Consider the following 21,453-nt stretch of genomic DNA (forward strand, 5'->3'; position numbering starts at 1 on the left):
GGGACGGGATGGCGCTGGTGACGCTGGAAGAGGCCAAGCGGCAGCTGGACATCACAGGCACCGCCGAGGACGTCGAGCTGCAGACGTACATCGACGCGCTGCCCGCGGTCATCGAGGGCTTCGTGGGCGTCGTCGAGCAGCGGGAGATCACCGACAGAGTGACCGGCGGCGGGGCGGCCCTGGCCGTGCTGCACCCGCCGCTGGTGTCGGTCACCTCGCTGGCGGGCGCGGGCACCACCTACGCGGCTGACACGCTGACGGTGGACGGCCCGGCCGGCGTCATCACCCGCGCGGACGGCGGCAGCTTCCCGGCCGGGACGTACACCGTCACGTACACCGCCGGCCGCGCCGAGGTGCCGCCCACCATCAAGTTGGCCGCGCTCGTCCTGCTGCAGCACCTGTGGCGCACGCAGCGCGCGACCCGCGGCGGACTGGCCGGAGGCGGCGATGACTTCTCCGTCACCGAGCCGGTCCCGGGTTTCGGGTACGCCGTCCCGCACCGGGTGATGCAGCTCCTCGACAGCTTCCGGCTCCCCCCGGGGGTGGCGTAGATGGGCTCGCGAGTGCCCGAGATCCTCGACCGCCTGGTCGAGCTCGGCAGGACCGACCCGGCCCTGGCCGATGTGCGGGTGTCGGACGGGCCGGAGAGAACCGACAGCAGCGCCCGGGACTGGTTGATCGTCGGGTTCGACGGCGACCCGGCCGGGGACTTCCAGGCCGCGCAGACCGTCGGCGGGTGGGCCGGGCTCAGCACCCGCTCCCGCGAGGAGCAGTTCCAGGTGATGGTCGCCGCGATCGCACAGCCCGGCAGCACCGACGTGCGAGCCGCACGGGTGCGGGCGTATGAGATCGGCGCCCGCGTCGAGGAGTGGCTGGCCGCCGACCCGAGCATCGGCCTCGGCCGCGGTGAGGTGGAAGCCGCCATTGAGGCGAGCCAGTTGACGCAGGACCAGACAGACAAGGGCGCTCAGGCTGTGCTGCTGCTGACGGTGGCCGGCCGGTGCTTCACGTAGAAGGGAGCGCACGGTGAGCGTGCGGATGAGGCACCCCGAGGTGGACCGGGAGATCGAGGTCCCGGAGATCTCGGTGATGCACTACGAGCGGTCGGGGTGGAAGAGGACGGACGTCCAGACCGAGGACGCCGCGGCGGTGGGCGTCCCGGCCGTGGACCCCCCGGCCGTCCCGGTCGAGAAGACGACGGCCGCGGCGAAGGGCCGTCGGCGGACTGAGGGAGAGAGCTGATGGCGACTCCGATCAACGCGTCGGTCAGGTACTACCGGCGCGGCGTGACCCGCGTGCTGTGGGTGCCGGTGATCGCGAACAAGAACGCGCCGACCCGGGCCGAGCTGGACGCGGGCACCGCGTTGGAGGGCGAGACCGGCGCGATGTCCGGGTGGCAGACCACCTCGGGCACCGTCCCCACCCCGGCGCTCGGCTCCCGCTTCACGCCGGTGGTCGGCGGTGAGATCACCGCCTCCGACTCCAGCCTCACGTTCTGGGCGAGCAAGGACGCCGACGACGTCCGCACGCTGCTGGTGCGCGAGGCGACCGGGTTCATCGTGTGGATGGACGAGGGCGACGTGCCCACCCAGACCATGGACGTGTACCCGGTCACCGTCACCTCGCAGGCCAAGGTGCGCGAGCTCGACACGGCCGCGCAGATCATGTGTCAGTTCGCCATTACCTCGGAGCCCGCCGAGAACGTGGCCATCCCCGCAGCGGCCGGCGGCTGACGGTCATGCCCAGCTCGGTTCGGATCCTGGGCACCGGGCAGCTGATAGAGCTGTCCCGGCGGATGCGCAGGGCGGGCGGCCCGCGGCTGCGGCAGAACTTCAGCCGCCGGGTCAGGCGGGCCGCCGAGCCGCTGCAGAAGGATCTGCAGCGGTCCATCCGCACGGTGCAGCTTCCCGGCCCGGGCCGCACCAAGCGGGGCGGCCCGTCGCCCACCACGCGCCCGCTGCGGTCGACGATCGCCGGGGCGGTCCGGATCAGCGTCCGCTCGGGCGCCGCCCCCGGCGCCCGCGTCTGGATCGACCGGGCCCGGCTCCCCGCCGACATGCGGAACATGCCCTGGGTCATCGAGGCGGGCAGGGTCCGTCACCCGGTGTTCGGCAACAGACGCCGCTGGGCGACGCAGTGGGCCCGGCCGACCGGCTGGTGGTCCAGCACCGTGCAGGCCGGTCTCCCGCGGATGCGGGCCGAAGTCGAACGCGTCCTCGGCGATGTCCGCCGGGACCTCGAATGAGAAGAGAGAACCACAGTGATCATCGCGTACAGGCAGGACGACGGCAGCGTCGAGCGAGTGTCCACCGACGACCTGTCCGCGCTGGAGGCGGCCGCCGTCGAGGAGGCCATGGGGGATGTGCCGTGGCGGACCATCGAGGACCGGCTGCGGGCGCAGGACCCGACCGCGATGCGCGCGGTGCTGTGGGCGTTCCGCCGGCGCAAGCAGGCCGGCCTGGAGTTCGCGACGTTCGATGTCCCGGGGTGGCGGCGCCGCCTGTCCGCGCGGATCGAGCGCGCTGAGATCGACGAGGTCCTCACCAACCTCATGGCGGAGGCCATGGCCAAGAGCGAGGACTCGATGATCGACGCGATCACGCCGCACCTGCGGAAGCTCGCCGACAACCGGGACGACGTCGACCAGGCGCTGGAAGCGCTGGGAAAAGGCCACTTGATCAAGGGCCGCCAGGACTCCGCGGCCTGATCCAGAGCTACGAGCCGCTGTTCTTCCACTACCTGCACATGCAGCCGTCCGAGTACGACCGGCTGCCGGTCGACCGGTTCCTGCGCCTGGTCGCCTGGCTGGACCGGCATGTCGCATCGCTGAGGGGGTGAGCCGTGGCTGAGCGTCTCACCTTCACGCTGGCCGGCCGGGACGAACTGAGCCGGGTGCTGGACGGCACCGCCGACTCGGCGGATCGGTTGAGGCTGCGGCTGGCCGGCATCACGGCGGACTCCGACGGCCAGCTGCGCGACCTGCAGGGCCGTTTCCTGTCGCTGGCCGACGCGCAGGCCCTGGTCGACGACCGCACGGGCACGGTCCAGCGCAGCATGACGTCGCTGTCGGACGCGTCCAGCAAGCTGGGCCAGTCCCTCAAGGCCAACCTCATCAGTTTGTTGCCCGCGGCGATCCCGGCCGCGGCGGGCCTGGCGAGCTCGGCGGCCGTCCTCGCCGGGCAGCTCGGCGCGGTCGGCGTGGCGGCCGGCGCCTACGCGCTCGCGCTCGGCCCGCAGATCGTCGCGATCGGGGAGGCCCTGGAGGCGCAGGAGAAGTACGAGGAGGCCGTAGCCGAGTCGGGCGCCACCTCGAAGAAGGCGATCGAGGCGCAGGTGGCGTACCAGCGGCAGCTGGAGAAGATGCCCCCGGCGACACAGAGGGCCGCGGTCGCCGTCGGTCTGCTGAAGGACTCCTACCAGGAGTGGTCCGACTCGCTGGCCGACGACGTGATGGGCCCGTTCACCAAGGGTGTCGCCGTCGCCAACGCGCTGTTGCCGAAGACGACGGGCCTGGTGAAGGGCGCATCCACGCAGTTCGACCGGCTCATCACCCTCGTCGGCGGCGCGATCTCCACGCCGGGGTTCGATGCGCTGAACCAGCGGTTCACCCAGTTCACGAACGAGACCCTCGACAACGGCATCGACCGACTGACGATCTTCTTGTCCAAGCTGGAGTCCGGCGAGTTCAACGGCGGCGCCCTACGGCAGTGGTGGGACTACGCCCAGCAGGCGGGCCCGCTGGTCGGGGACACGCTGGAGAACATTGCCGACGCCCTACTGAACGTCCTTGAGGCGGGCTCCGGTGTGGGTGTCGGCATGCTCGATGTCATCAACGCCCTGTCCGGCATCGTCAGTGCGGTGCCGCCTGAGGCGATCGCCGTGCTGCTGCAGCTGGCCATCGCCGTCAAGGCGGTCAAGCTCGCGGCGGCCGGCGGTGCTGCGATCAGCGCCGGCCTGGCCGCGCTCGGCGTGCAAATCGGCGCGATGCGCGCGGCGGCGGCCGGGGCCCCCGGCCCGCTGCTCGCCACCACGGCCGCCATCGGAGCCCTCTCCAAGGGCGCCAAGCTAGCCCTGGCCGGTACCGGGATCGGGCTCCTCGTCATCGCCCTGTCGGAGCTGTCGCAGGCCGGGGAGCCAGCGTCCCTGGACGTCGACAAGCTGACGACCTCGCTGGGTGAACTCGGGCGGACCGGCAAGGCGACGGGCTACGTGGCCGAGCAGTTCGGGAAGGACTTCGGAAAGCTCCGGGAGCAGCTCCAGAAGGTCATCGACCCGAGCGTGGCCGACAGCATCAACAACTGGGGCGCCGACGTCACCAACGGAATCCTCGACGCGAGCGACTCCATGGAGGAGTTCACCCAGAGCATCGACTCGATCGACGAGGGCCTGGCAAGCCTGGTCAGCAGCGGCAAGGCCGACCAGGCCGCGGCTGCGCTGGCCGCCATGACCAAAGGCATGAACGCCGAGGAACTCGAGGAATTCACGGGCAAGCTCGACAACTACAAGGAGGCGCTCGCCGCGCAGGCCTTCGAGCAGAAGCTCGCAGCCGAGTCGATGGGCCTGTTCGGCGCCCAGGCGCAGCAGGTGCAGAGCAGGCTCGATGCGCAGAAGGCCAGCGCCGACGGCCTGCGCCAGTCGATCCAGGCCCTCAACGACGTCCAGCGACAGGGCCTGTCGGGGATGATCGGGTTCGAGGCGGCGATCGACGCGGCCACGAAGGCGGCACAGGAGAACGCCGGCGTCCTCGACATGCAGGGCGGCAAGCTCGTCGTCAACACGGAGAAGCAGCGCACCGCGGCAACCGCCCTGAACGACCTCGCGGCGAAGACCGATGAAGCGGCGGCGGCGGCACGGGAGAACGGCGAGTCGTGGGAGACGGTCAACGGGATCTACGCCCGGGGCCGTGAGCAGCTCATCAAGAACGCACAGCAGATGGGCCTGAACCGGGACCAGGCGCGGGCGCTGGCGGACCAGATCCTGAAGACGCCGGACAAGACGGCGAAGCTGCGCGGCAACATGGAGGACCTGCAGGAGAAGCTCGACCGGGCGAAGGCCCGGCTCAAGAGCGTGCCGGACTCCCGCAAGGCGGCGGTGCGTGCGGAGATCAGCGACCTGCAGCGGAAGATCAAGCAGGCCGAGTACCAGCTGTCCCGGCTGAAGGACAGGACGGTCACGGTCACCACCCGGTATGTGGTGGTGGGCGACGGCAGCGCCGCACGCAGGAGCGGGTCCCACGGCTCTCAGCTCCGGTCCGCGCAGGGCGGCCCGGTCGGCCGTTACGCCAACGGCGGCGACGTGCAGTTCCTGCCGTTCGGCGGCCCGATCGTGGGTCCGGGCACCGCCATGTCGGACAGCGTGCCGGCGTGGCTGTCCAATGGGGAGTTCGTCATCCGGGCGTCCGCAGTCGAGCGGTACGGGCTGAAGTTCCTGGAGGCGCTGAACGAGGGCCGTCTGCCGGTCGGACGGGCCGCCCCTCCTGGCCTGCCCGCCGCTCCGGTGGCGGCCGTGGCCGGGGCGGGCGGGGACCGGCCGTCGGTGACGTACCAGGTGTACCCGCGCAAGTCGGTGATCGACGTCGAGGACCTGCGGCTGCTGCAGCGGCAGGAAGAGGCGCGGCAGCGTGTGGGGAGGCCCAGGTAGATGCCCCTGATCACAGCACCGGTCGTCACCCCCGAGGAGCCGACCACCCCGCCACCGGTCGACCTGCCGGAGGTCGGCTTCGCGTCGGTCACGTACATCGACCCGGCCGGGACCCGGTGGCCGATGACCGACCTGACCGCCGACTGGTACACCCTCGCCGAGGGCGTGTCCGGGCTGGGCGCGGCACCCTACGTGCTCACCTCGGACCCGCACCCGCGCGGGGGTGCGCGGCTGCGGCACGTCCAGGCGCAGGCCCGCACCATCGTGTGGCCGGTGCTGGTGAAGGGCGCCGACCACATGGCGTTCACCACCAACTGGCGGAACCTGGGGCGGGCGTTCCTGCGGACGCTGCGGCCCGGGCCGGACCGCCGGCCGGTGCCGGGCGTACTGGAGGTGGCACGCCCGGACGGCACCGCCCGCCGCATCGAGGTGTTCTACAGCTCCGGCTGGGACGGGCAGGGGCGCACGGCGACCGGCATCACCTGGGACTCGGCCGTGCTCACCCTGTGGTGCGAAGACCCGTACTGGGTGGACGTCCAGCCGCAGACCGTGCACCGGGAGACCGGCACGCAGGTGGACTACTTGGTGCCCTATCCGTCGGTGTCCTCGTCGCAGGTCCTCGGCGCCACGACCGTGTCCAACCCCGGCGACGCCGACGTGTGGCCGGAGTGGACGATCACCGGCCCCGCGTCGGCGATCACCTTCACGCGGGACGACACCGGCGAGTCCTTCACGCTCGACATGACGGCCACCCCGCACGGCCCGCTCCTGGCCGGCGAGACCGTCACCGTGTCGACCGACCCGCCGCGGGTGCGGTCCGGCACCGGCGAGAACCTCGTGGCCGGACTGAACTGGCCCGAGGCCGTCCTGTGGTCCCTGCCCCCGGGTGAGACGCCGGTGACGTTCCAGCTCAACGGCGCCGAAGCGGGCAGCGCCGTCGACCTGACGTTCTACCCCCGGTACGAGACGGCATGACGAAGGGGGCTCCGTGGCGATCCAGCTCCTGGTCACCGACAAGAACCTGAACGTCCTTGGTGACCCGATCACGGGGTGGACGAAGCTGGAGTGCGAGCTGAACTTCAACGCGCCCGCGGCCGGGGCGGTGGCCGTTCCCGCCTACCCGGAACACATGGAGCTGCTGCAGCCCGGCAACCGCCTCGTCGTCATCAGGGACGGCAGCATCTGGTGCGCCGGGCCGATGGAACAGCCGCAGGACTACGCGTGGGACCTCGCGCAGAACGCCGGCGTGGGCACGGTCACCGTGCGGTTCTCCGACGACCTGGCACGGATCGCCGGGTACCTGACCTACCCCGAACCGACGAAGACGTTCGCCAGCCAGACCAGGACCAGCGACGTCGTCCGCAAGCTGACCGCGAATGCGGAGACGATCATCCGGACGCTGGTGAACGAGAACTGCGGGCCGGGCGCGCTGGCCGCCCGCCGCATCGAGCAGCTGGTCCTCGACACGGTGGCCGGCGTCGGCAGCACCCGCACCGTCTCCACCCGGTTCGAGCCCCTGCTCGACGCCTGCCGCACCGCCGCCGTGTCCGACGGACTGGGTTTCCGTACCCGGCAGGTCGGCGACCAGATCCGGTTCGGGGTGTACGCCCCGGCCGACCGCACCAGCACCGCGCGGTTCTCCGACGGGCTCGGCAACCTGCGCTCCGTCGCCTTCACCATGGGCGCGCCGACCGGCACGTCCGAGCTCGTGATGGGCGGCAACGACCCCGCCGATCCTGCGGGTGAGGGTGAGCCGGCCAACCAGCGCGTCTACGTCGAGGTCACCTCGGGCGCGGCCGCGGACTGGTACCGGGTGGAGAAGCTGATCGAGCAGTCCGGCAAGGACGACTCAGAAGGCGAACTCACCCAGGCCGGACTGCTCGCCTTCGGCAACGACAACCCGCAGGCGTCGCTGGCCACGGTGACGGTGGACACCGAGGACCTCAAGGCCGGCCGGGACTACGGCCTCGGCGACCAGGTCGCCGTCGTCCTGCCCACCGGCCTGGAGATCTCCGACATCGTGCAGACCATCCGGCTCGAGGCCACCCCCGACGAGGGGGAGCTGGTCACCTCCGTGATCGGCAACAACGACAAGACCACCACGTCCCGCTTGGTCTGGACAGTGCGAGACCTGGCCTACCGCCTGGGACAGATCGAAGCGAGAGGGAGATAGCCGTGGCGCAAGAGTCGTGGCCGAGCCCAGGACACAACGACCGGGCCGTGACCGACCTGGAGTACGAGCGGCTCGCCGCCCGGTTCTCCGACGACGGGGTCTACGGCACCCCCGCTGACGATCCGGTCGTGACTGCGGGCGTCGGCCTGACGGTGAACGTGCGGGCGGACGTGCATGCGTCGCTGCGCGGTCACGGCTGGACGTCCGGGCCTACCGGCGACACCCTCCCCATACCGGCCAACACGGGCGGGCAGCCGCGCACCGACCGGGTGGTGCTCCGGCTCGACCGGTCCACGTGGACCGTGCGCGCCGTGATCAAGCAGGGCTCGCCCGGGGCCGGTGCTCCGGCGCTGGTGCAGTCGACCGGCGACAGCAGTGTCTACGAGATCCCCCTCGCCCGGGCGACGGTCCCCAACGGGGCGTCGTCGGTATCCGTGACCCGCGAGGAGCTGTACGTGGGCGCCCGGACCCGGCCGTGCACGTCGACCACCCGCAACCCCAACCCGGTGCGCGGCGAGATGTGTTACGAGACGGACACCGGCACGGTCCGTGTCTGGTCCGGGTCCACCTGGGAGACCGTCTACGAGAACAGCAGCTGGCACGTGGTCGACTCCACCGTGTCGGGGTGGAAGACGACGGCCGAGTCGGTGCTCGACTACCAGGCCGGCGCCGTGCACCTGAGGATGGGCGGTTTCGAGCGGACGGGCGGCACCCTCGCCGGGCCCACCGAGTCCCGGCTGCCGGTCCTGATCCCGGCTGCCTACCGGCACCCGACGCGATCGATCCGAGTGATCGCCTACATCACTGGAGTGAGGATCGGCAACGTGACCATCTACGCGGCGAACGACCGGAACAGGCCCGGGCAGGTGTGGCTGACGACGCACCCGCAGCTCACCACGGGCGACGTCGTCCTCCCCGGCCAGGTCTCGTGGGCGAGGGTGGGCTGATATGGCCAGGCACGCATACGGCGCGGGTATCGCCGACTACGTGGTGACCCCTGCGGGTGGAGTCTGGACCGTGGGCGCCGGCGCTGTGATCACCTTCTGGGACTCGCCCACCGACGGCACCCAGTACACCGATCTGCAGGACGCGAGCGGCACCCCCATGACGTCGGTGAGAGCCACCGAGGACGGGGCGTTGCCCCGCTTCTTCGGCCCGGACGAGGTGACCGGGATGTGGGCGGACGCCGGCGGTTCCTCCCGCGTGTGGATCGAGGCGCACAACCTCCCCACCACGGGGGGAGGCGGAGGTTCGTCGGGGAGTGCCGCCCTGGACTGGCTGGACATCCGGGACTACGGGGCAGTAGGCGACGGCGTCACCGACGACGCCCCCGCGATCCAGGCGGCGATCGCCGCGGCCTCGACGGCGGGCGGTGGCACCCTGTACGTCCCGGCGGGCCGCTACATCCTGAACGCGGCACTCACCTGGGCCAGCGGAGTCAACGCGATCGGCGCAGGTGAACGGGTGTCGATCCTGCAGTCGACGAACCCCAACCTCGACTGCATCGTCGGCACCGACGTCAGCAGCATCTCCCTGGAGCGACTGCAGCTGTCCGGGCCCGGGCGCGGGTTCGGTAGCGGCGTGCGCTTCACCCGGTTCTCCGCACCGGCGACTTCGGGCATCACCCTGCGCGACATGATGATCCAGAGTTTCGGCGGGGACGGGGTGTTCTGCCACCAGCTGGCGGGCAGCATCCTGCACCGTGTGCGGGTCCGCACCTGCGGCGGCAGCGGGTTCCACCTGCAGGCCCCGCAGGACACCGTCCTCGGCGGCGCCTCCACCTCCCTGATCGGCTGCAGCGCCGAGGGCTGCGTGACGACCGGGTACTGGCTGGACGGCATGGCCTACACCAGCCTGACCGCCTGCGCCGTCCAGCAGTCACCGGCCGGGTACCGGCTCGACTCCTGCACGTCCGTCGCCCTCACCGGCTGCGGCGCCGAGCAGTGCACCACCGGCCTGACCGTCTACGGCGGCACCGGACCCACCATCACTGGGTTCACCACGCAGGAGTCCGACGGCACCAGCATCTGGCTCACCGGCGGAGCCAAGGGCGTCGTCCTGTCGGGCGTGACCGAAGCGGCGCCCGTGCCGACGGCCACGACGTGCCTGCGTACCGACACCGGCACCACCGCCACGGTGCTCGGCCTGACCGCTGTGCGGCCGAACAGCCTGTCCGGCACCGTCACCCGGGTCGACCCAGGTGACGGCTCCGTGGTCCTGGCCGGCCGCACGGTCGTCCCCAGCGGCGGCACCGCAGCCCGTATGGGTACCGCCGTCCTAGCGGCGGGCACCGCCACCGTGACCACCACCGCGATCACCGCCAGCAGCGTGGTCGTACTGACCACCCAGACGCCGGGCGGCACCGTCGGCGCGCCCTACGTCAACGCCCGCACGGCCGGCACCTCGTTCGTCATCAAGTCGACAAGCGCGACCGACACGTCCACGGTCGGCTGGCGCATCCTCGACCCGTCCTAACCCTGGAGGCCCCCGTGCCCGCCGCGATCGCGCCCCAGACCCTGATCACCCTCGGGCAGCAGGAGGCTGCCATCAAGTACCAGGAGGACCGCAGCGGAAGCACCTGGACAAACCTGAACAAGTACGCGAAGGAGACACCCGGCATGGCCGGGTTCGACGGCCAGTCGTGGTGCGTGATCTTCCTGCTGTGGCTGGCACACCGGGCCGGGGACGTGACGATCATGCCGCAGACCCCGGCCTGCAGCACGGCCATCACCACCTACCAGAGCTGGGGCCGGTGGAGCTGGTACCCAGCCCTTGGCGCGCAGGTCATGCTCGGGGCGAACGGCCACGAACACACCGGCCTGGTCTACCAGTACGACGCCACCCGCATCTGGACGATCGAGGGCAACACCAACAGCACCGGCGGCGCCGAAGGCGACGGGGTCTACCTGCGGGTACGCAACCGGGCCGACGCCGCCGTGTACGGCTACGGCTACCCCCGGTACTGCTCGCCGATGGCGACCGCTGACCCGAACTGGGTCAACGACCCCGCCCTGATCAAGACGTCGTCCGGGACGGCCGCCACCTACGCCCCCTACCCGGGGCAGGACTTCTTCCGCATCGGACGCACCTCGCCGCTGGTCGCCGCAGCGGGCAAGCGGCTCGTCGCCGTCGGCGCCGGCAGCTTCAACGTGACCGCCGACATCGGCCAGGCGGACCTCAACGCGTGGGGGAACTGGCACGTCACATGCGGCTCCCCGGGTGGCACCTACGCCGGCTACCCCAACGAGACCATCTGGCGGGCCCTGCAGATCCCCCACAGCCACTGACTCCGCCCCCGTACCGTCCCCGCCCCGCGCCCCGCCCGGGCCCGGGGCTTCTTCATGCCCTGGAGGACCCATGGCACCACCCATGTCCGCGAACTCCTTCCTCCGGGCCCTGCTCGACGAGGGCCTGGACGTCGTCGAGGTCGGCGACTGGCGCGCCCACCACCGCAACCACGCCGGCCCCTGGGGCCCGATGCACGGCGTGCTCATCCACCACACCGTGACCAAGGGGTCGGCTCACACGGTGGACCTCTGCCGCCGCGGCTACCCGGGCCTGCCCGGCCCGCTGTGCCACGGCGTCATCACCAAGGACGGCCGCGTGCACCTCGTCGGCTACGGCCGCGCGAACCACGCGGGACTGGGCGACGACGACGTGCTGCGCGCCGTCATCGCCGAGCAGCCCCTCCCGGCGGACAACGAGCTGAACACCGACGGCAACCGGCACTTCTACGGCTTCGAGTGCGAGAACCTCGGCGACGGCACCGACCCCTGGCCGGACGTCCAACTGGAGGCCATCGAACGCGCGGCCGCCGCGGTGTGCCGGTACCACGGCTGGAACGAGCGGTCCGTGATCGGACACCTGGAGTGGCAGCCGGGGAAGGTCGACCCGCGCGGCTTCACGATGTCCTCGATGCGCGGCCGGGTCGGGAACCGGCTCGGCAACAAGACGCCGGCCCCGGCCCCGGCCCTGCCCGCGCCGCGGCGGCCGGTGGTCGACCTGTCCCAGCTGGTGGCCGCCGCCCGCGCCAACCCGCGCGCGTCCGGCCAGCCGGTCACCTACGCCGGGGTGCGCACCGTGGAGGCCGCCCTCGTCGACCAGGGCCTGCTCTCGAAGCGCTACTCGGACGGTCACTTCGGCACCACCACCATCGCCGCGTACAGCGCGTGGCAGCGCCACCTCGGCTACCGCGGCAACGACGCCGACGGCATCCCCGGCAAGACGTCGCTGGTCCAGTTGGGCAAGCGGCACGGCTTCGACGTGAAGGACTGACCATGGACAGCAAGTTCCTGCTGGACCTCGGCGAGCGCGCCGGGTGGACCGGGGCCGAGGCCGCGCTCGGCCTGGTCGTCGTCGAACTCGGCGACCTGCCAGTGTGGTGGGCCGCCCCCGTCGCGCTGGCCGCCGCGTCGGTGAAGGCCTGGATCGCCAAGCGGGTCGGCCGGAAGGGCACCGCGTCCACCCTGCCCGCGAGCAAGGACCCGGCGAGCGTCGTCAGGAGCGTCTGATGCGGGCGGCGGTCCGGCGGCTCACCCGACGTCTGGGCCGCCGCGGTGCGCTCCTCACCTGCAAGGGCATCGTCGCCACGGGCTACGGCTCCGGGCAGATCGTCCAACCGACGGGTGACCAGGACGGGCTGGCGCTGCTGCTGAAGCTGTGCCCGCTCGACTTCTGGGGCTGGGTGTGGATCACGGCGGGAGTGCTCGCCCTGGTCTGCGCCTGGCTCCCACCCCGCCGGGACTGGCCCGGCTTCCTCGCGGTGTGGCTGGTGTCCATGCCGTGGGCCATGGCGTACCTGCTCTCGTGGTGGCCCCTGGACCAGGCCCCCCACGGGTGGGTCGTCGCAATGATCTTCGGCGCGTTCGGAGCCGTGTGCCTTGTGGCGGTCGGCTGGGAAGAGCCGCCCCCGGCACGATCGGAGCCGCCCCGTGAGCCCTGAAATGCTGACCGCGCTGAGCGCACTGGCCGTCGCCGCCGTCACCGCCGTCGGCGGCATCGCCCAGGTCGTCATCGGCCGCCGCCAGCCACGCCGGCCGCGCGGCGCCGAGCGCCGGGACGACTTCACCGCTGTCACGGACAAGCTCGGCGAGCACATCGAGCGCCTGGAGCGCAGGATCGACGAGCAGGAGGAAGACGCCGAGCGGGACCGGGAACGGCTCGCGGCCCAGGACGTCGCCCTCCGGTACCTGGCCGGCTGGCTCCGCACCCTGGTCGCGTTCGCGCGCCAGTCCCGGCTGGAGCCGCCCCCGCCACCGCAGCCGGTGCCCGACGAGGCCCGGCCGTACCTGCACGACGTCGGGTTGTGAGTCCCGGACCGGCCCCGTCGTGGGAGGCCGGCCCGGGACGACTTCACCCCGCCGCCCGTATGCCCCCGCCTTCCCCGCTCATGGGGAGGGCGGGGGCGCTTCGTCATGCCCGGGGCGGGGAGTCGACCACGAAGGAGCCCTTGCCTCGCACGGTGCGGACCAGGCCGCGCTCGACGAGCAGCTGCACCGCGGCGCGGGCGGTCGGCCGGGACACACCGAACTCGTCAACGAGCTGCGCCTCGGAGGGGATGCGCCGGCGCGGCTGGTAGGTGCCGTCAGCGATGCGGGCAGCGAGGACCGCGGCGATCTGCTCGTACAGCGGGTCCGGGCCGTCGAGGTCCACGGTCATATATCGACCGTAGGAGGCATACGACGATGCTTCTCGTCATGTGACGTCACCTGACAAGTGCTGACAAGCGGAGTAGTTTCAGCACGAGAAGACCCCCGCGACCGAGCGACCGGTCCGGGGGCATGGCCAACGCTGACAAGGAGCGTCGACGTGCCAGAGCCTACGTACTCCACCGCCTTACGGACAGATAGCAGCGCGCTGCCCATGCTGCCGCTGCCCCAGTTCCTCGGCCTCTCCGACGAGCAGCGCCGCGGCGCCGTCTGCGTCTGGTGCAGTCAGCCGCTCACCGCTGAGACCGCGCGCGACCTCGGCGAGCGGCCCGCGCCGGACGGCACCCGCATCTGGCCCCGCGGCTGCACCCCGTGCGTCTGCGCCGAGGCCCGCCGCATCGTCAGCCTCCACCCCCGCCGGTGCCGGACCTGCGACGCCGGCGAGCGGTGCGACGACCGGGAGGCCCTGCGCGCCCTGGCCCTCGAGGTCCACCCGCGGGAGGCCCGCCGGTGACGACGAGAGGGCTCACGATGGACGGCCCGGTGCACCTGGGCCTGCCGCTCCCCGACGCGGTGCCCGCGCCCGGCTGCAAGAACTGCCAGGCCTGGGCCCGCAGGCGAGACACCGCCCGGCAGGCAGGTGACCTCACGCGGGTCTCCGACTGCAACGTCCACATCCGCCGCTGCGTCCACTGACTCCCGCTCCCGGCCCGCAGTACGCCGGCCGGGCCGGTAGCGGGACCGGGCGGCCCGCCCCCTGCCCCCCGTCGGGGACGGGCCGCCCACCCAACGGAGGCCACCAGCCCCGCCCACCCCGCGGCCCCGTGCTCTGAGGGCGGGCGGAAACTGCGGCCCCGACCGGTACGCCGATGCCGGCCGGGGCCGCTTTTTCGCGCTCACCTTCGATTCGAAGGTGATCACCGGACACGCCGAATCGGCCCGCAAAAACGCAGGTCAGGGCCATGGGTGGGCGCCAGTGCCCACCCTTCCAAGCAAGATCAATCCAGTGGTGTTGTAGCGGTAGATTGGGGTTGCCGCTGCCGGTGCCCCCGCTGACGAGGAACGACAGCCGGGCGTCCAGCAGCGCCCGCAGCACCCGGTCCCCGCCCGGCGGCACCGTCCCGGCCGCCACCAGTTCGTCGAGCGTGAAGGCGCGGGGCCGGACGACCCGCAGCGACAGGCAGGCGCAGCCGACGGCCACCGGGGGCAGCACCGCGTGCAGCCGCGTCCCGTCGGGGAGGCGCGCGTCGACCCAGGGCCGCGCGTCGTCCAGGCGCCGGCCGGCCACGGCGGCGAGCCGCTGCGCGAGGCGCCGGACGGCCACCGCGTCGGGGAAGGAGACGTCGGTGAGCTCCAGCCCTCCGCCCCGGTCCACCCAGACCCGGTCGGGCGCGGACACCAGCACGTCCGTCACCGACGCGTCGGCGAGGAGCCGTTCCAGCGGCCCGCTGCCGACCAGTTCGGAGCGCAACTGCTCGGCCGCCCGGAGCACCTCCGCGTCCCCGAGCACCCGTCCCTGGTCCCGCAGCGCCTGCGCCACCCGCGCGGGCGTCGGCTCGGCCCCGCTCTCGGCCAGCCGCCGCCGCACTCCGTCGAGCAGACCCGGCGGCATCCCCGCCCCGGTCACCGGCGTCCCCCTCATGCCGCCCTCGCCTCCACCAGCACCCGCTCCCAGAACTCCTTGCAGAAGCGGGCCAGGGGGTCCCGGCCCGACGCCCCGGGCGGCCGCCCCGTCCCGTGCGGGCGCCGCAGGGACGGGTCGACGGGCACCTCCCCCGCCAGGGGGAGGCCGAGCAGCCGGGACACCTCGCGGTCGTCCAGACCGGGCGCGTACGGCCCGCGGACCGCCACCCGCAGGTCGCGCAGCACCATCCCCACGGCGGAGGCGACGCGTCCCGCCGCCGCGACGGCGCGCAGTTCCGCGGGAACCACGAGGAGTCCGAGGTCGAGCTGGGCGAGGACCTCGGCGACCCCCTCGTCGACGCGGCGCGGCAGGTCGACCACGACCGCGCCGCCCCCGCGCCGCGCCGCGGCGAGCACCGCGCGCACGGCCTGGGGCGGTACGGCGACGCGGTCGCCGCGGTCCCAGCTGAGCAGCCGCAGGGAGTGCAGTTCGGGCAGCGACTCCTCCAGGGCCCCGCCGCCGACCCGTCCGCGTGAGGCGGCGAACGCGGGCCAGCGCAGTCCCTCGGCCGTCTCCCCGCCGAGCACCACGTCGAGACCGCCGCCCAGCGGATCCGCGTCCACCAGGAGCGTGCGCATCCCCTCCCGCGCGGCGGTGACGGCGAGCGCGCACGCGAGCGTGGACGCCCCGGCCCCGCCCCGGCCGCCGATGACGCCGACCGTCAGGGCGGGCCGCCCCACGCCCTCCGCCACATCGGCGATGCGGTCCACCAGCCACTGCTCGCCGTCGGGCAGCATCAGCACGTGGTCGGCGCCGATCTCGACGGCCCGCCGCCAGACCCCGGAATCGTCCTGGTCGTGTCCGACCAGCACCACCCCTCGTCGCCGCGGGGCCCCGCGCACCCGCCGCGCGGCGTCGTCGCCGACGAGGACGAGCGGCGCGGCCTCCCAGCTGCCCCTCGGTTCCGGCACCCCGTGATGGACCTCCGGTGTGGCGCCGGCCGCCGCGCACAGGCGCAGCAGGTCGTCGAGGAGTCCGGCGTCCTCGGTGACGATCAGCGGTGCGCCCTGGCGGCCCCCTCCGGCGGCGGGCAGCGGATCGCGTGTGACGGTTCCGGCCATGTTCGTCCCTCTTTGCTGCATCTTCCGCGGGAACCCTGCGGCCCCGCGGTCCGAACGTGTGAAGGGCCGGCGAGCGGCCTCCCCGGGGAGGGGGGCGTGAACCGGCCGCGCGCGTCCCGGCGAACGACGAACCGGGTGTGAACCCGTGACGAGCGGAACGCGCTGGAATCACGGTGCAGCGATCGGGAAAACCGTGTGGATCTTGGTGAAAAACTGTGGACGCCTCGACCGTTGTGAATATCGCCGTCACCCATACCGGTGAGCCCCGCGCATCTCCTGCGCGATGACCGCAGAGCAGTCCGGTGACTACCGGAAGTAACTACTCATGCGCATGACAATCATTTCCCACCCGCCGCACCACAACGGCGCCTCGACCGCGGAGAAAGAGGGAAAACCCACCCGGACATGCGACGACCCCCGCCGGGGGGGAGAGCGGGGGTCGTCCCCACGGCCGACTCGGGGGGGGAGGAGTCGGACCGGGTTAGCACGGTCGCGAACGATCCGTGACTTCCATGGTGTACCCGAGAGGCCTCTCAGGCAAACCCACACGCCCCACCTTACGCCGAATGGGCTGCGCCTATGCTCAAGGGCGTGGAAAACCACTCGTCGCCCCGCGCAGCCGCCTTCTTTGACCTGGACAAGACGGTCATTGCGAAGTCGAGCACCCTCACGTTCAGCAAGTCGTTCTACCAAGGCGGCCTGATCAACCGCAGAGCGGTCCTGCGCACCGCGTACGCCCAGTTCGTCTTCCTGGCCGGCGGCGCCGACCACGACCAGATGGAGCGGATGCGCAAGTACCTGTCCGCGCTGTGCCGCGGCTGGAACGTCCGGCAGGTCAAGGAGATCGTCGCCGAGACGCTGCACGACCTGATCGACCCGATCATCTACGACGAGGCCGCCGCCCTGATCGAGGAGCACCACGTCGCGGGCCGCGACGTGGTGATCGTCTCCACCTCCGGTGCCGAGGTCGTCGAGCCGATCGGCGAACTGCTCGGCGCCGACCGGGTCGTGGCCACCCGGATGGCCGTGGGGGACGACGGGTGCTTCACCGGCGAGGTGGAGTACTACGCGTACGGCCCGACGAAGGCCGAGGCGATCAGGGAACTGGCCGAGTCCGAGGGCTACGACCTGGCCCGTTGCTACGCCTACAGCGACTCGGTGACCGATGTGCCGATGCTGGAGTCGGTGGGCCACCCGCACGCGGTGAACCCGGACCGCGCGCTGCGCCGGGAGGCCCTCGCGCGCGAGTGGCCGATCCTGGACTTCCACCGGCCCGTCCGGCTCAAGCAGCGCTTCCCCGCGTTCTCCGTGCCGCCGCGCCCCGCTCTGGTCGCGGCGGCCGCCATAGGGGCCGCCGCGGCCACCGCGGGCCTCGTCTGGTACGCCAGCCGCCGCCGCGCGACGGCGGCCTGACCCCTCGGTGGAGCGCTCCGCCGGCCACCGGCCGCCGCCCCGCGTACCGGCGTCCGTTTCCCGCCTGTTTGAATCCAAAAGTAAAGAAGCAGGGCCCGCACTTCCGCTTGTCCCGGTCCTGGAGTACAAAGGAATTGACGGCCCGCGAGACCAAGGACATCCGAGAGGATCACCTTCACCACGCATTCGGCCCCACGGACCGCGCATGGACACCGGGCACCCACGCGACGTCGACCCGTCGATTACGGGCCAGCCGCACCAGGTGGCGGGCAAAGTCCCGACCTGATGGGCACATATCGAGGACGCCTGGTAACCCGGTCGACATGCCAGCGGCGGTACGAGTCCTCGTACCGCCGCATTTACCTGCACGCCCTGCGCAAGGGCCCTTGCGGGCCCCTTTCCTTTTCCCTTCTCGTTCCCTCCGCGCCCCGCGCCCGTCACGCCGCCCCGCGCTGGAGCGCCTCGCACACCGCCGTCGACTCGCGCGCCCCGAGTTCGATCGCGCGTCCGCAGTGGACGATCCAGGCCGCCACGCCCTCGGGCGTGCCGGAGACATAACCCTCCAGGGCCGCCAGGTAGGCCTCGCGCCCCAGTTCGGCGTGCCCCACCTCGGCCGGGCAGACCGACTTCGGGTCGAGACCGCTGCCGATCAGGACGATCCGTTCGGCCGCCCGCGCGACCAGGCCGTTGTGGGAGACGAAGGGACGCAGGGCGAGGAGCTCGCCGTGGACGACGGCGGCCGTCACCAGCGCCGGTGCGGAACTGCCCGCGATGACCAGCTCGGACAGCCCCTCCAGCCGGCCGTGCGCCTCCGCCGCGCTCGGCAGCCCGAGCCCGATCAGGGGCTCGTCGACCGGCTCGCCCTCCTGCCGGGGCCGTCCGACCCGCTCGGCCTTGTCGGCCGCCGCCACCAGGTGCAGCCTGGCCAGCACCCGCAGGGGCGACTGCCGCCAGATCGACAGCAGCTGCCCCGCCTCGGCGCTCAGGCGCAGGGCCGCACCCATGGTGCGCGCTTCGGCGTCACCGCCGAAGTCGCTGCGCCGGCGCACCTCCTCCAGGGCCCAGTCGGCGCCCGAGAGCGCCGCCGAGCCGCGGGCGCCGCGCAGCGCCGCCTCGGAGGTGATCTCGTTGCTGCGCCGCCGCATGACCCGGTGCCCGTAGACCCGGTCCACGGCCTTGCGCACGGACTCCACGGAGTCGGCCACTCCCGGCAGGGAGCCCAGGGCCGCGAGGGGGTCTCCCTTGCTCGACCCCTTCCGGGGGCTCGGGGGCGGGCCGGCGGTCGCGCCTGTCGTACTCATGGGTAAGACCCTACGCACCCCGGACGCGGACCCCACGTTGGAGTGGTCTTCTTCACGCCGGACCATCACCCCGAGCAAATGACCCACTACTCTTGGTGAACATGAAAATTGCTTTCGTTGGGAAGGGCGGCAGCGGAAAGACGACCCTGTCCTCCCTGTTCATCCGTCACCTCGCGGCCGAGGGCGCCCCGGTCGTGGCGGTCGACGCCGACATCAACCAGCACCTCGGAGCCGCACTGGGCCTCGACGAGGCGGAGGCGTCCGCGCTGCCCGCGATGGGCGAGCACCTGCCGCTGATCAAGGACTACCTGCGCGGCACCAACCCCCGCATCGCGTCCGCCGAGACGATGATCAAGACGACACCGCCCGGCGCGGGCTCCCGGCTGCTGCGGGTGCGCGAGGACAACCCGGTCTACGACGCCTGCGCACGGCCGGTGGACCTCGACGGAGGGGCGGTCCGCCTGATGGTCACCGGCCCCTTCACGGACGCCGACCTGGGGGTCGCCTGCTACCACTCCAAGACGGGAGCGGTGGAGCTGTGCCTGAACCACCTGGTGGACGGCCCCGGCGAGTACGTCGTGGTGGACATGACGGCCGGCTCCGACTCCTTCGCCTCCGGCATGTTCACCCGCTTCGACATCACGTTCCTCGTGGCCGAGCCGACCCGGAAGGGCGTTTCCGTCTACCGCCAGTACAAGGAGTACGCCCGCGACTTCGGGGTGACCCTGAAGGTCGTCGGCAACAAGGTGCAGGGCCCGGACGACCTCGACTTCCTGCGCGCGGAGGTCGGGGACGACCTGCTCGTGACGGTGGGGCACTCGGACTGGGTCCGGGCCATGGAGAAGGGCCGGCCGCCCCGCTTCCCCCTCCTGGAGGAACCGAACCGCCGCGCCCTGCGCCTGCTGCACACGGCCGCCGACGCGACGTACCGGCTGCGCGACGCGGAGCGCTACACCCGCCAGATGGTGCACTTCCACCTGAAGAACGCCCGGTCGTGGGGCAACGAGCGCACCGGGGCCGACCTGGCGGCGCAGGTCGACCCCGACTTCGTGCTCGGCGAGAGGGCTACGACGCCCGCCTGACCCTCACCCCGTCTCCGTCGGCGTTCCCGGCGCCCCCTTGGGCGCCGGGGCGGGGTCGGCGGCCAGGAAGGACTTCCAGCCCTGCTGCGGGGCCTGACCGACCTCCAGGGTGCGCAGCTTCGCCAGCGTCTTCGGGTCCTGGGCGTCCAGCCAGTCCGCGAGCTGCCGGAAGGAGACGCAGCGCACCTCGGACTTGGTGCACACCGTCTCGATGACCTCCTCGACGGCGCGCATGTAGGTGCCGCCGTTCCAGGACTCGAAGTGGTTGCCGATGATCAGGGGTGCGCGGTTGCCGTGGTAGGCCCGGTCGAACCCCCGCAGCAGACCGTCCCGCATCTGGTCACCCCACAGCTCGTGCCTGGCCGGGTCGCCCTGGGTGGTGGTGCCGGACTGGTTGACCATGAAGTTGTAGTCCATGGCGAGCTGCTCGAAGGAGTGCCCGGGGAAGGGTACGAGCTGCATCGACAGGTCCCACAGGCCCAGCTTCTTCTTCGGCCACACCTGGTTGTTGACGCCGCTGGTGTCGTAGCGGAAACCCAGGTCACGGGCGGCCTTCATGAAGTTCTCCCGGCCCTCCAGGCACGGGGTGCGGGCGCCGATCAGCTCCTTGTCGTAGTCGAAGGGCAGCGGGGCCGCGTCCTCCATGCCGGTGTTGCTCTTCCAGGTCCTCACGAAGCGCTTGGCCTGGGCGATCTCGTCCTTCCACTCCGCCACCGACCACTCGCCGACCCCACCGCCACTGCCGCAGAAGTGCCCGTTGAAGTGGGTGCCGATCTCATTGCCCTCCAACCAGGCCAGGCGCAGCTGCTTCACGGTGTCGGCGATGCCCTGCCGGTCGTTGAAGCCGATGTCGGAGCGTCCCGGGGAGTGCTGCGGCGGGCGGTACAGGTCGCGCTTCTCCTCCGGGAGCAGGTACACGCCGCTCAGGAAGTACGTCATGGTCGCGTCGTTCTCCTTGGCGACCTTGCGGAAGTGGGAGAAGAGCCGCTGGCCGTCCTCCCCCGCCCCGTCCCAGGAGAAGACGACGAACTGCGGCGGCTTCTCGCCCGGCTTCAGCCGTTCGGGCCGGGGCAGGTGCGGCTGCGCCCCGGTGTACGCGGTGGAGCCGTCGCCGATCAGCTTGACGACGTTCTTCGGCGCGGGAGCCGGCTCGGCCTTCTCCCTGCTCCCCTTCTGCCGGTTCCTCTCCCGCTCGCCGTCGCCTCGCTCGCCGGCCCCGCAGCCGGCGAGCGAGGCGACGCACACCGCGGCGACCACGGTGCCCGCGGCGATCCTGTGGGTGGCGGCCATCCGCCCACCTTCTTCCTTCTCTCGGGCCGGCCCCGACGGGGGCGCTCTCTGGTGCTGTGCCGGTCCGGACCGGCAGCGCCGCCAACGTCGCACGGAACTGAGAAGGAATAAGTACGACAAGCCGATGAAATGGCCACTTCACTCACAGGGATGACTGATTA

25 protein-coding genes are annotated in these 21,453 nt (G+C 72.0%); 20 read left to right on the forward strand and 5 right to left on the reverse strand.

Annotation, left to right across the window (positions count from 1 at the left end):
- The first annotated feature begins 8 nt into the window (after positions 1 to 8).
- The 16 genes from ACZ56B_RS06905 to ACZ56B_RS06980 all read left to right on the forward strand — a co-directional run bounded on the left by ACZ56B_RS06905 (position 9) and on the right by ACZ56B_RS06980 (position 13,122).
- A complete protein-coding gene (locus tag ACZ56B_RS06905) occupies positions 9 to 551 on the forward strand; it encodes a head-tail connector protein (protein WP_468787052.1) in 543 nt (180 codons plus the stop codon).
- Positions 552 to 1,013 carry a hypothetical protein gene (locus ACZ56B_RS06910; protein ID WP_468787054.1) on the forward strand — a complete coding sequence of 154 codons (462 nt, stop codon included), beginning with the start codon at positions 552 to 554 and terminating at the stop codon, positions 1,011 to 1,013. It begins immediately after the preceding gene.
- A gap of 13 nt (positions 1,014 to 1,026) precedes the next feature.
- Positions 1,027 to 1,242 (forward strand): hypothetical protein, encoded by a 216-nt coding sequence (locus ACZ56B_RS06915; protein ID WP_468787056.1) that lies wholly within the window; start codon positions 1,027 to 1,029, stop codon positions 1,240 to 1,242.
- Positions 1,242 to 1,733: a phage tail tube protein gene (locus tag ACZ56B_RS06920; RefSeq protein WP_468787058.1), complete on the forward strand. Its 492-nt coding sequence runs from the start codon at positions 1,242 to 1,244 to the stop codon at positions 1,731 to 1,733. The genes ACZ56B_RS06915 and ACZ56B_RS06920 overlap by 1 nt, the downstream gene beginning before the upstream one ends.
- A 5-nt stretch (positions 1,734 to 1,738) precedes the next feature.
- The gene (locus ACZ56B_RS06925) at positions 1,739 to 2,245 is read left to right on the forward strand and encodes a hypothetical protein (protein ID WP_468787060.1); all 507 of its coding nucleotides are present in this window, start codon (positions 1,739 to 1,741) and stop codon (positions 2,243 to 2,245) included.
- A 15-nt stretch (positions 2,246 to 2,260) separates the two neighbouring features.
- Entirely contained in the window at positions 2,261 to 2,707 is a 447-nt protein-coding gene (locus tag ACZ56B_RS06930) for a S1 domain-containing protein (RefSeq protein WP_468787062.1), read from the forward strand.
- Positions 2,708 to 2,841: 134 nt separating this feature from the next.
- On the forward strand, positions 2,842 to 5,640 hold the full coding sequence (locus tag ACZ56B_RS06935; protein ID WP_468787064.1) for a hypothetical protein: 2,799 nt from the start codon (positions 2,842 to 2,844) through the stop codon (positions 5,638 to 5,640).
- Positions 5,641 to 6,615, forward strand: a complete 975-nt coding sequence (locus ACZ56B_RS06940; protein ID WP_468787066.1) for a phage tail family protein — start codon at positions 5,641 to 5,643, stop codon at positions 6,613 to 6,615.
- A 13-nt stretch (positions 6,616 to 6,628) separates the two neighbouring features.
- Positions 6,629 to 7,813: a siphovirus ReqiPepy6 Gp37-like family protein gene (locus ACZ56B_RS06945; RefSeq protein ID WP_468787068.1), complete on the forward strand. Its 1,185-nt coding sequence runs from the start codon at positions 6,629 to 6,631 to the stop codon at positions 7,811 to 7,813.
- 2 nt (positions 7,814 to 7,815) lie between these two features.
- Complete coding sequence (locus ACZ56B_RS06950; protein ID WP_468787070.1) at positions 7,816 to 8,760, forward strand: hypothetical protein; 945 nt, start codon at positions 7,816 to 7,818, stop codon at positions 8,758 to 8,760.
- 1 nt (position 8,761) lies between these two features.
- On the forward strand, positions 8,762 to 10,288 hold the full coding sequence (locus ACZ56B_RS06955) for a right-handed parallel beta-helix repeat-containing protein (protein ID WP_468787072.1): 1,527 nt from the start codon (positions 8,762 to 8,764) through the stop codon (positions 10,286 to 10,288).
- A 14-nt stretch (positions 10,289 to 10,302) separates the two neighbouring features.
- Positions 10,303 to 11,100, forward strand: coding sequence for a LysM peptidoglycan-binding domain-containing protein (locus tag ACZ56B_RS06960; protein ID WP_468787074.1), 798 nt, complete (start codon positions 10,303 to 10,305; stop codon positions 11,098 to 11,100).
- Positions 11,101 to 11,170: 70 nt separating this feature from the next.
- Complete coding sequence (locus tag ACZ56B_RS06965; RefSeq protein ID WP_468787076.1) at positions 11,171 to 12,088, forward strand: N-acetylmuramoyl-L-alanine amidase; 918 nt, start codon at positions 11,171 to 11,173, stop codon at positions 12,086 to 12,088.
- A gap of 2 nt (positions 12,089 to 12,090) precedes the next feature.
- On the forward strand, positions 12,091 to 12,324 hold the full coding sequence (locus ACZ56B_RS06970; protein ID WP_468787078.1) for a hypothetical protein: 234 nt from the start codon (positions 12,091 to 12,093) through the stop codon (positions 12,322 to 12,324).
- On the forward strand, positions 12,324 to 12,755 hold the full coding sequence (locus ACZ56B_RS06975) for a hypothetical protein (protein ID WP_468787080.1): 432 nt from the start codon (positions 12,324 to 12,326) through the stop codon (positions 12,753 to 12,755). Before ACZ56B_RS06970 ends, ACZ56B_RS06975 begins: the two co-directional genes overlap by 1 nt.
- Positions 12,745 to 13,122 carry a hypothetical protein gene (locus tag ACZ56B_RS06980; RefSeq protein ID WP_468787082.1) on the forward strand — a complete coding sequence of 126 codons (378 nt, stop codon included), beginning with the start codon at positions 12,745 to 12,747 and terminating at the stop codon, positions 13,120 to 13,122. Before ACZ56B_RS06975 ends, ACZ56B_RS06980 begins: the two co-directional genes overlap by 11 nt.
- Before the next feature lie 103 nt (positions 13,123 to 13,225).
- Here ACZ56B_RS06980 and ACZ56B_RS06985 read toward each other — a convergent pair whose 3' ends face one another.
- The gene (locus ACZ56B_RS06985) at positions 13,226 to 13,471 is read right to left on the reverse strand and encodes a GntR family transcriptional regulator (RefSeq protein WP_468787084.1); all 246 of its coding nucleotides are present in this window, start codon (positions 13,469 to 13,471) and stop codon (positions 13,226 to 13,228) included.
- A 150-nt stretch (positions 13,472 to 13,621) separates the two neighbouring features.
- On the opposite strand from ACZ56B_RS06985, the gene ACZ56B_RS06990 reads away from it, so the two are divergent.
- Both ACZ56B_RS06990 and ACZ56B_RS06995 read left to right on the forward strand, forming a co-directional pair.
- Entirely contained in the window at positions 13,622 to 13,975 is a 354-nt protein-coding gene (locus ACZ56B_RS06990; RefSeq protein ID WP_468787086.1) for a hypothetical protein, read from the forward strand.
- The gene (locus ACZ56B_RS06995; RefSeq protein WP_468787088.1) at positions 13,972 to 14,157 is read left to right on the forward strand and encodes a hypothetical protein; all 186 of its coding nucleotides are present in this window, start codon (positions 13,972 to 13,974) and stop codon (positions 14,155 to 14,157) included. Before ACZ56B_RS06990 ends, ACZ56B_RS06995 begins: the two co-directional genes overlap by 4 nt.
- On the opposite strand, the gene ACZ56B_RS07000 is transcribed toward ACZ56B_RS06995, so the two are convergent.
- On the reverse strand, positions 14,108 to 15,103 hold the full coding sequence (locus tag ACZ56B_RS07000; RefSeq protein ID WP_468787090.1) for an ATPase, T2SS/T4P/T4SS family: 996 nt from the start codon (positions 15,101 to 15,103) through the stop codon (positions 14,108 to 14,110). The genes ACZ56B_RS06995 and ACZ56B_RS07000 overlap by 50 nt on opposite strands.
- Complete coding sequence (gene ssd, locus ACZ56B_RS07005) at positions 15,100 to 16,206, reverse strand: septum site-determining protein Ssd (protein ID WP_468787092.1); 1,107 nt, start codon at positions 16,204 to 16,206, stop codon at positions 15,100 to 15,102. Before ssd ends, ACZ56B_RS07000 begins: the two co-directional genes overlap by 4 nt.
- Positions 16,207 to 16,785: 579 nt before the next feature.
- On the opposite strand from ssd, the gene ACZ56B_RS07010 reads away from it, so the two are divergent.
- Positions 16,786 to 17,619, forward strand: coding sequence for an HAD family hydrolase (locus ACZ56B_RS07010; protein WP_468787094.1), 834 nt, complete (start codon positions 16,786 to 16,788; stop codon positions 17,617 to 17,619).
- 437 nt (positions 17,620 to 18,056) lie between these two features.
- Here ACZ56B_RS07010 and ACZ56B_RS07015 read toward each other — a convergent pair whose 3' ends face one another.
- Positions 18,057 to 18,920 (reverse strand): Fic family protein, encoded by an 864-nt coding sequence (locus tag ACZ56B_RS07015; protein ID WP_468787096.1) that lies wholly within the window; start codon positions 18,918 to 18,920, stop codon positions 18,057 to 18,059.
- Positions 18,921 to 19,021: 101 nt separating this feature from the next.
- On the opposite strand from ACZ56B_RS07015, the gene ACZ56B_RS07020 reads away from it, so the two are divergent.
- On the forward strand, positions 19,022 to 20,002 hold the full coding sequence (locus ACZ56B_RS07020) for an ATP-binding protein (RefSeq protein ID WP_468787098.1): 981 nt from the start codon (positions 19,022 to 19,024) through the stop codon (positions 20,000 to 20,002).
- Between the two features lie 3 nt (positions 20,003 to 20,005).
- Here ACZ56B_RS07020 and ACZ56B_RS07025 read toward each other — a convergent pair whose 3' ends face one another.
- Positions 20,006 to 21,292: a polysaccharide deacetylase family protein gene (locus ACZ56B_RS07025; RefSeq protein WP_468787100.1), complete on the reverse strand. Its 1,287-nt coding sequence runs from the start codon at positions 21,290 to 21,292 to the stop codon at positions 20,006 to 20,008.
- Positions 21,293 to 21,453 lie beyond the last annotated feature (161 nt).

The sequence above is a fragment of the Streptomyces sp. NPDC034670 genome (assembly GCF_055574875.1).

Bases quoted from the DNA above. Each gene is read 5' to 3' on its own strand.
- ACZ56B_RS06905 (WP_468787052.1), top strand. From the start codon at position 9: ATGGCGCTGGTGACGCTGGAAGAGGCCAAGCGGCAGCTGGACATCACA.
- ACZ56B_RS07010 (WP_468787094.1), top strand. From the start codon at position 16,786: ATGCTCAAGGGCGTGGAAAACCACTCGTCGCCCCGCGCAGCCGCCTTC.
- ACZ56B_RS06925 (WP_468787060.1), top strand. From the start codon at position 1,739: ATGCCCAGCTCGGTTCGGATCCTGGGCACCGGGCAGCTGATAGAGCTG.
- ACZ56B_RS06940 (WP_468787066.1), top strand. From the start codon at position 5,641: ATGCCCCTGATCACAGCACCGGTCGTCACCCCCGAGGAGCCGACCACC.
- ACZ56B_RS07000 (WP_468787090.1), bottom strand. From the start codon at position 15,103: ATGAGGGGGACGCCGGTGACCGGGGCGGGGATGCCGCCGGGTCTGCTC.
- ACZ56B_RS06920 (WP_468787058.1), top strand. From the start codon at position 1,242: ATGGCGACTCCGATCAACGCGTCGGTCAGGTACTACCGGCGCGGCGTG.
- ACZ56B_RS07015 (WP_468787096.1), bottom strand. From the start codon at position 18,920: ATGAGTACGACAGGCGCGACCGCCGGCCCGCCCCCGAGCCCCCGGAAG.
- ACZ56B_RS06975 (WP_468787080.1), top strand. From the start codon at position 12,324: ATGCGGGCGGCGGTCCGGCGGCTCACCCGACGTCTGGGCCGCCGCGGT.
- ACZ56B_RS07025 (WP_468787100.1), bottom strand. From the start codon at position 21,292: ATGGCCGCCACCCACAGGATCGCCGCGGGCACCGTGGTCGCCGCGGTG.
- ACZ56B_RS07020 (WP_468787098.1), top strand. From the start codon at position 19,022: ATGAAAATTGCTTTCGTTGGGAAGGGCGGCAGCGGAAAGACGACCCTG.
- ACZ56B_RS06965 (WP_468787076.1), top strand. From the start codon at position 11,171: ATGGCACCACCCATGTCCGCGAACTCCTTCCTCCGGGCCCTGCTCGAC.
- ACZ56B_RS06970 (WP_468787078.1), top strand. From the start codon at position 12,091: ATGGACAGCAAGTTCCTGCTGGACCTCGGCGAGCGCGCCGGGTGGACC.
- ACZ56B_RS06985 (WP_468787084.1), bottom strand. From the start codon at position 13,471: ATGACCGTGGACCTCGACGGCCCGGACCCGCTGTACGAGCAGATCGCC.
- ACZ56B_RS06955 (WP_468787072.1), top strand. From the start codon at position 8,762: ATGGCCAGGCACGCATACGGCGCGGGTATCGCCGACTACGTGGTGACC.
- ACZ56B_RS06910 (WP_468787054.1), top strand. From the start codon at position 552: ATGGGCTCGCGAGTGCCCGAGATCCTCGACCGCCTGGTCGAGCTCGGC.
- ssd (WP_468787092.1), bottom strand. From the start codon at position 16,206: ATGGCCGGAACCGTCACACGCGATCCGCTGCCCGCCGCCGGAGGGGGC.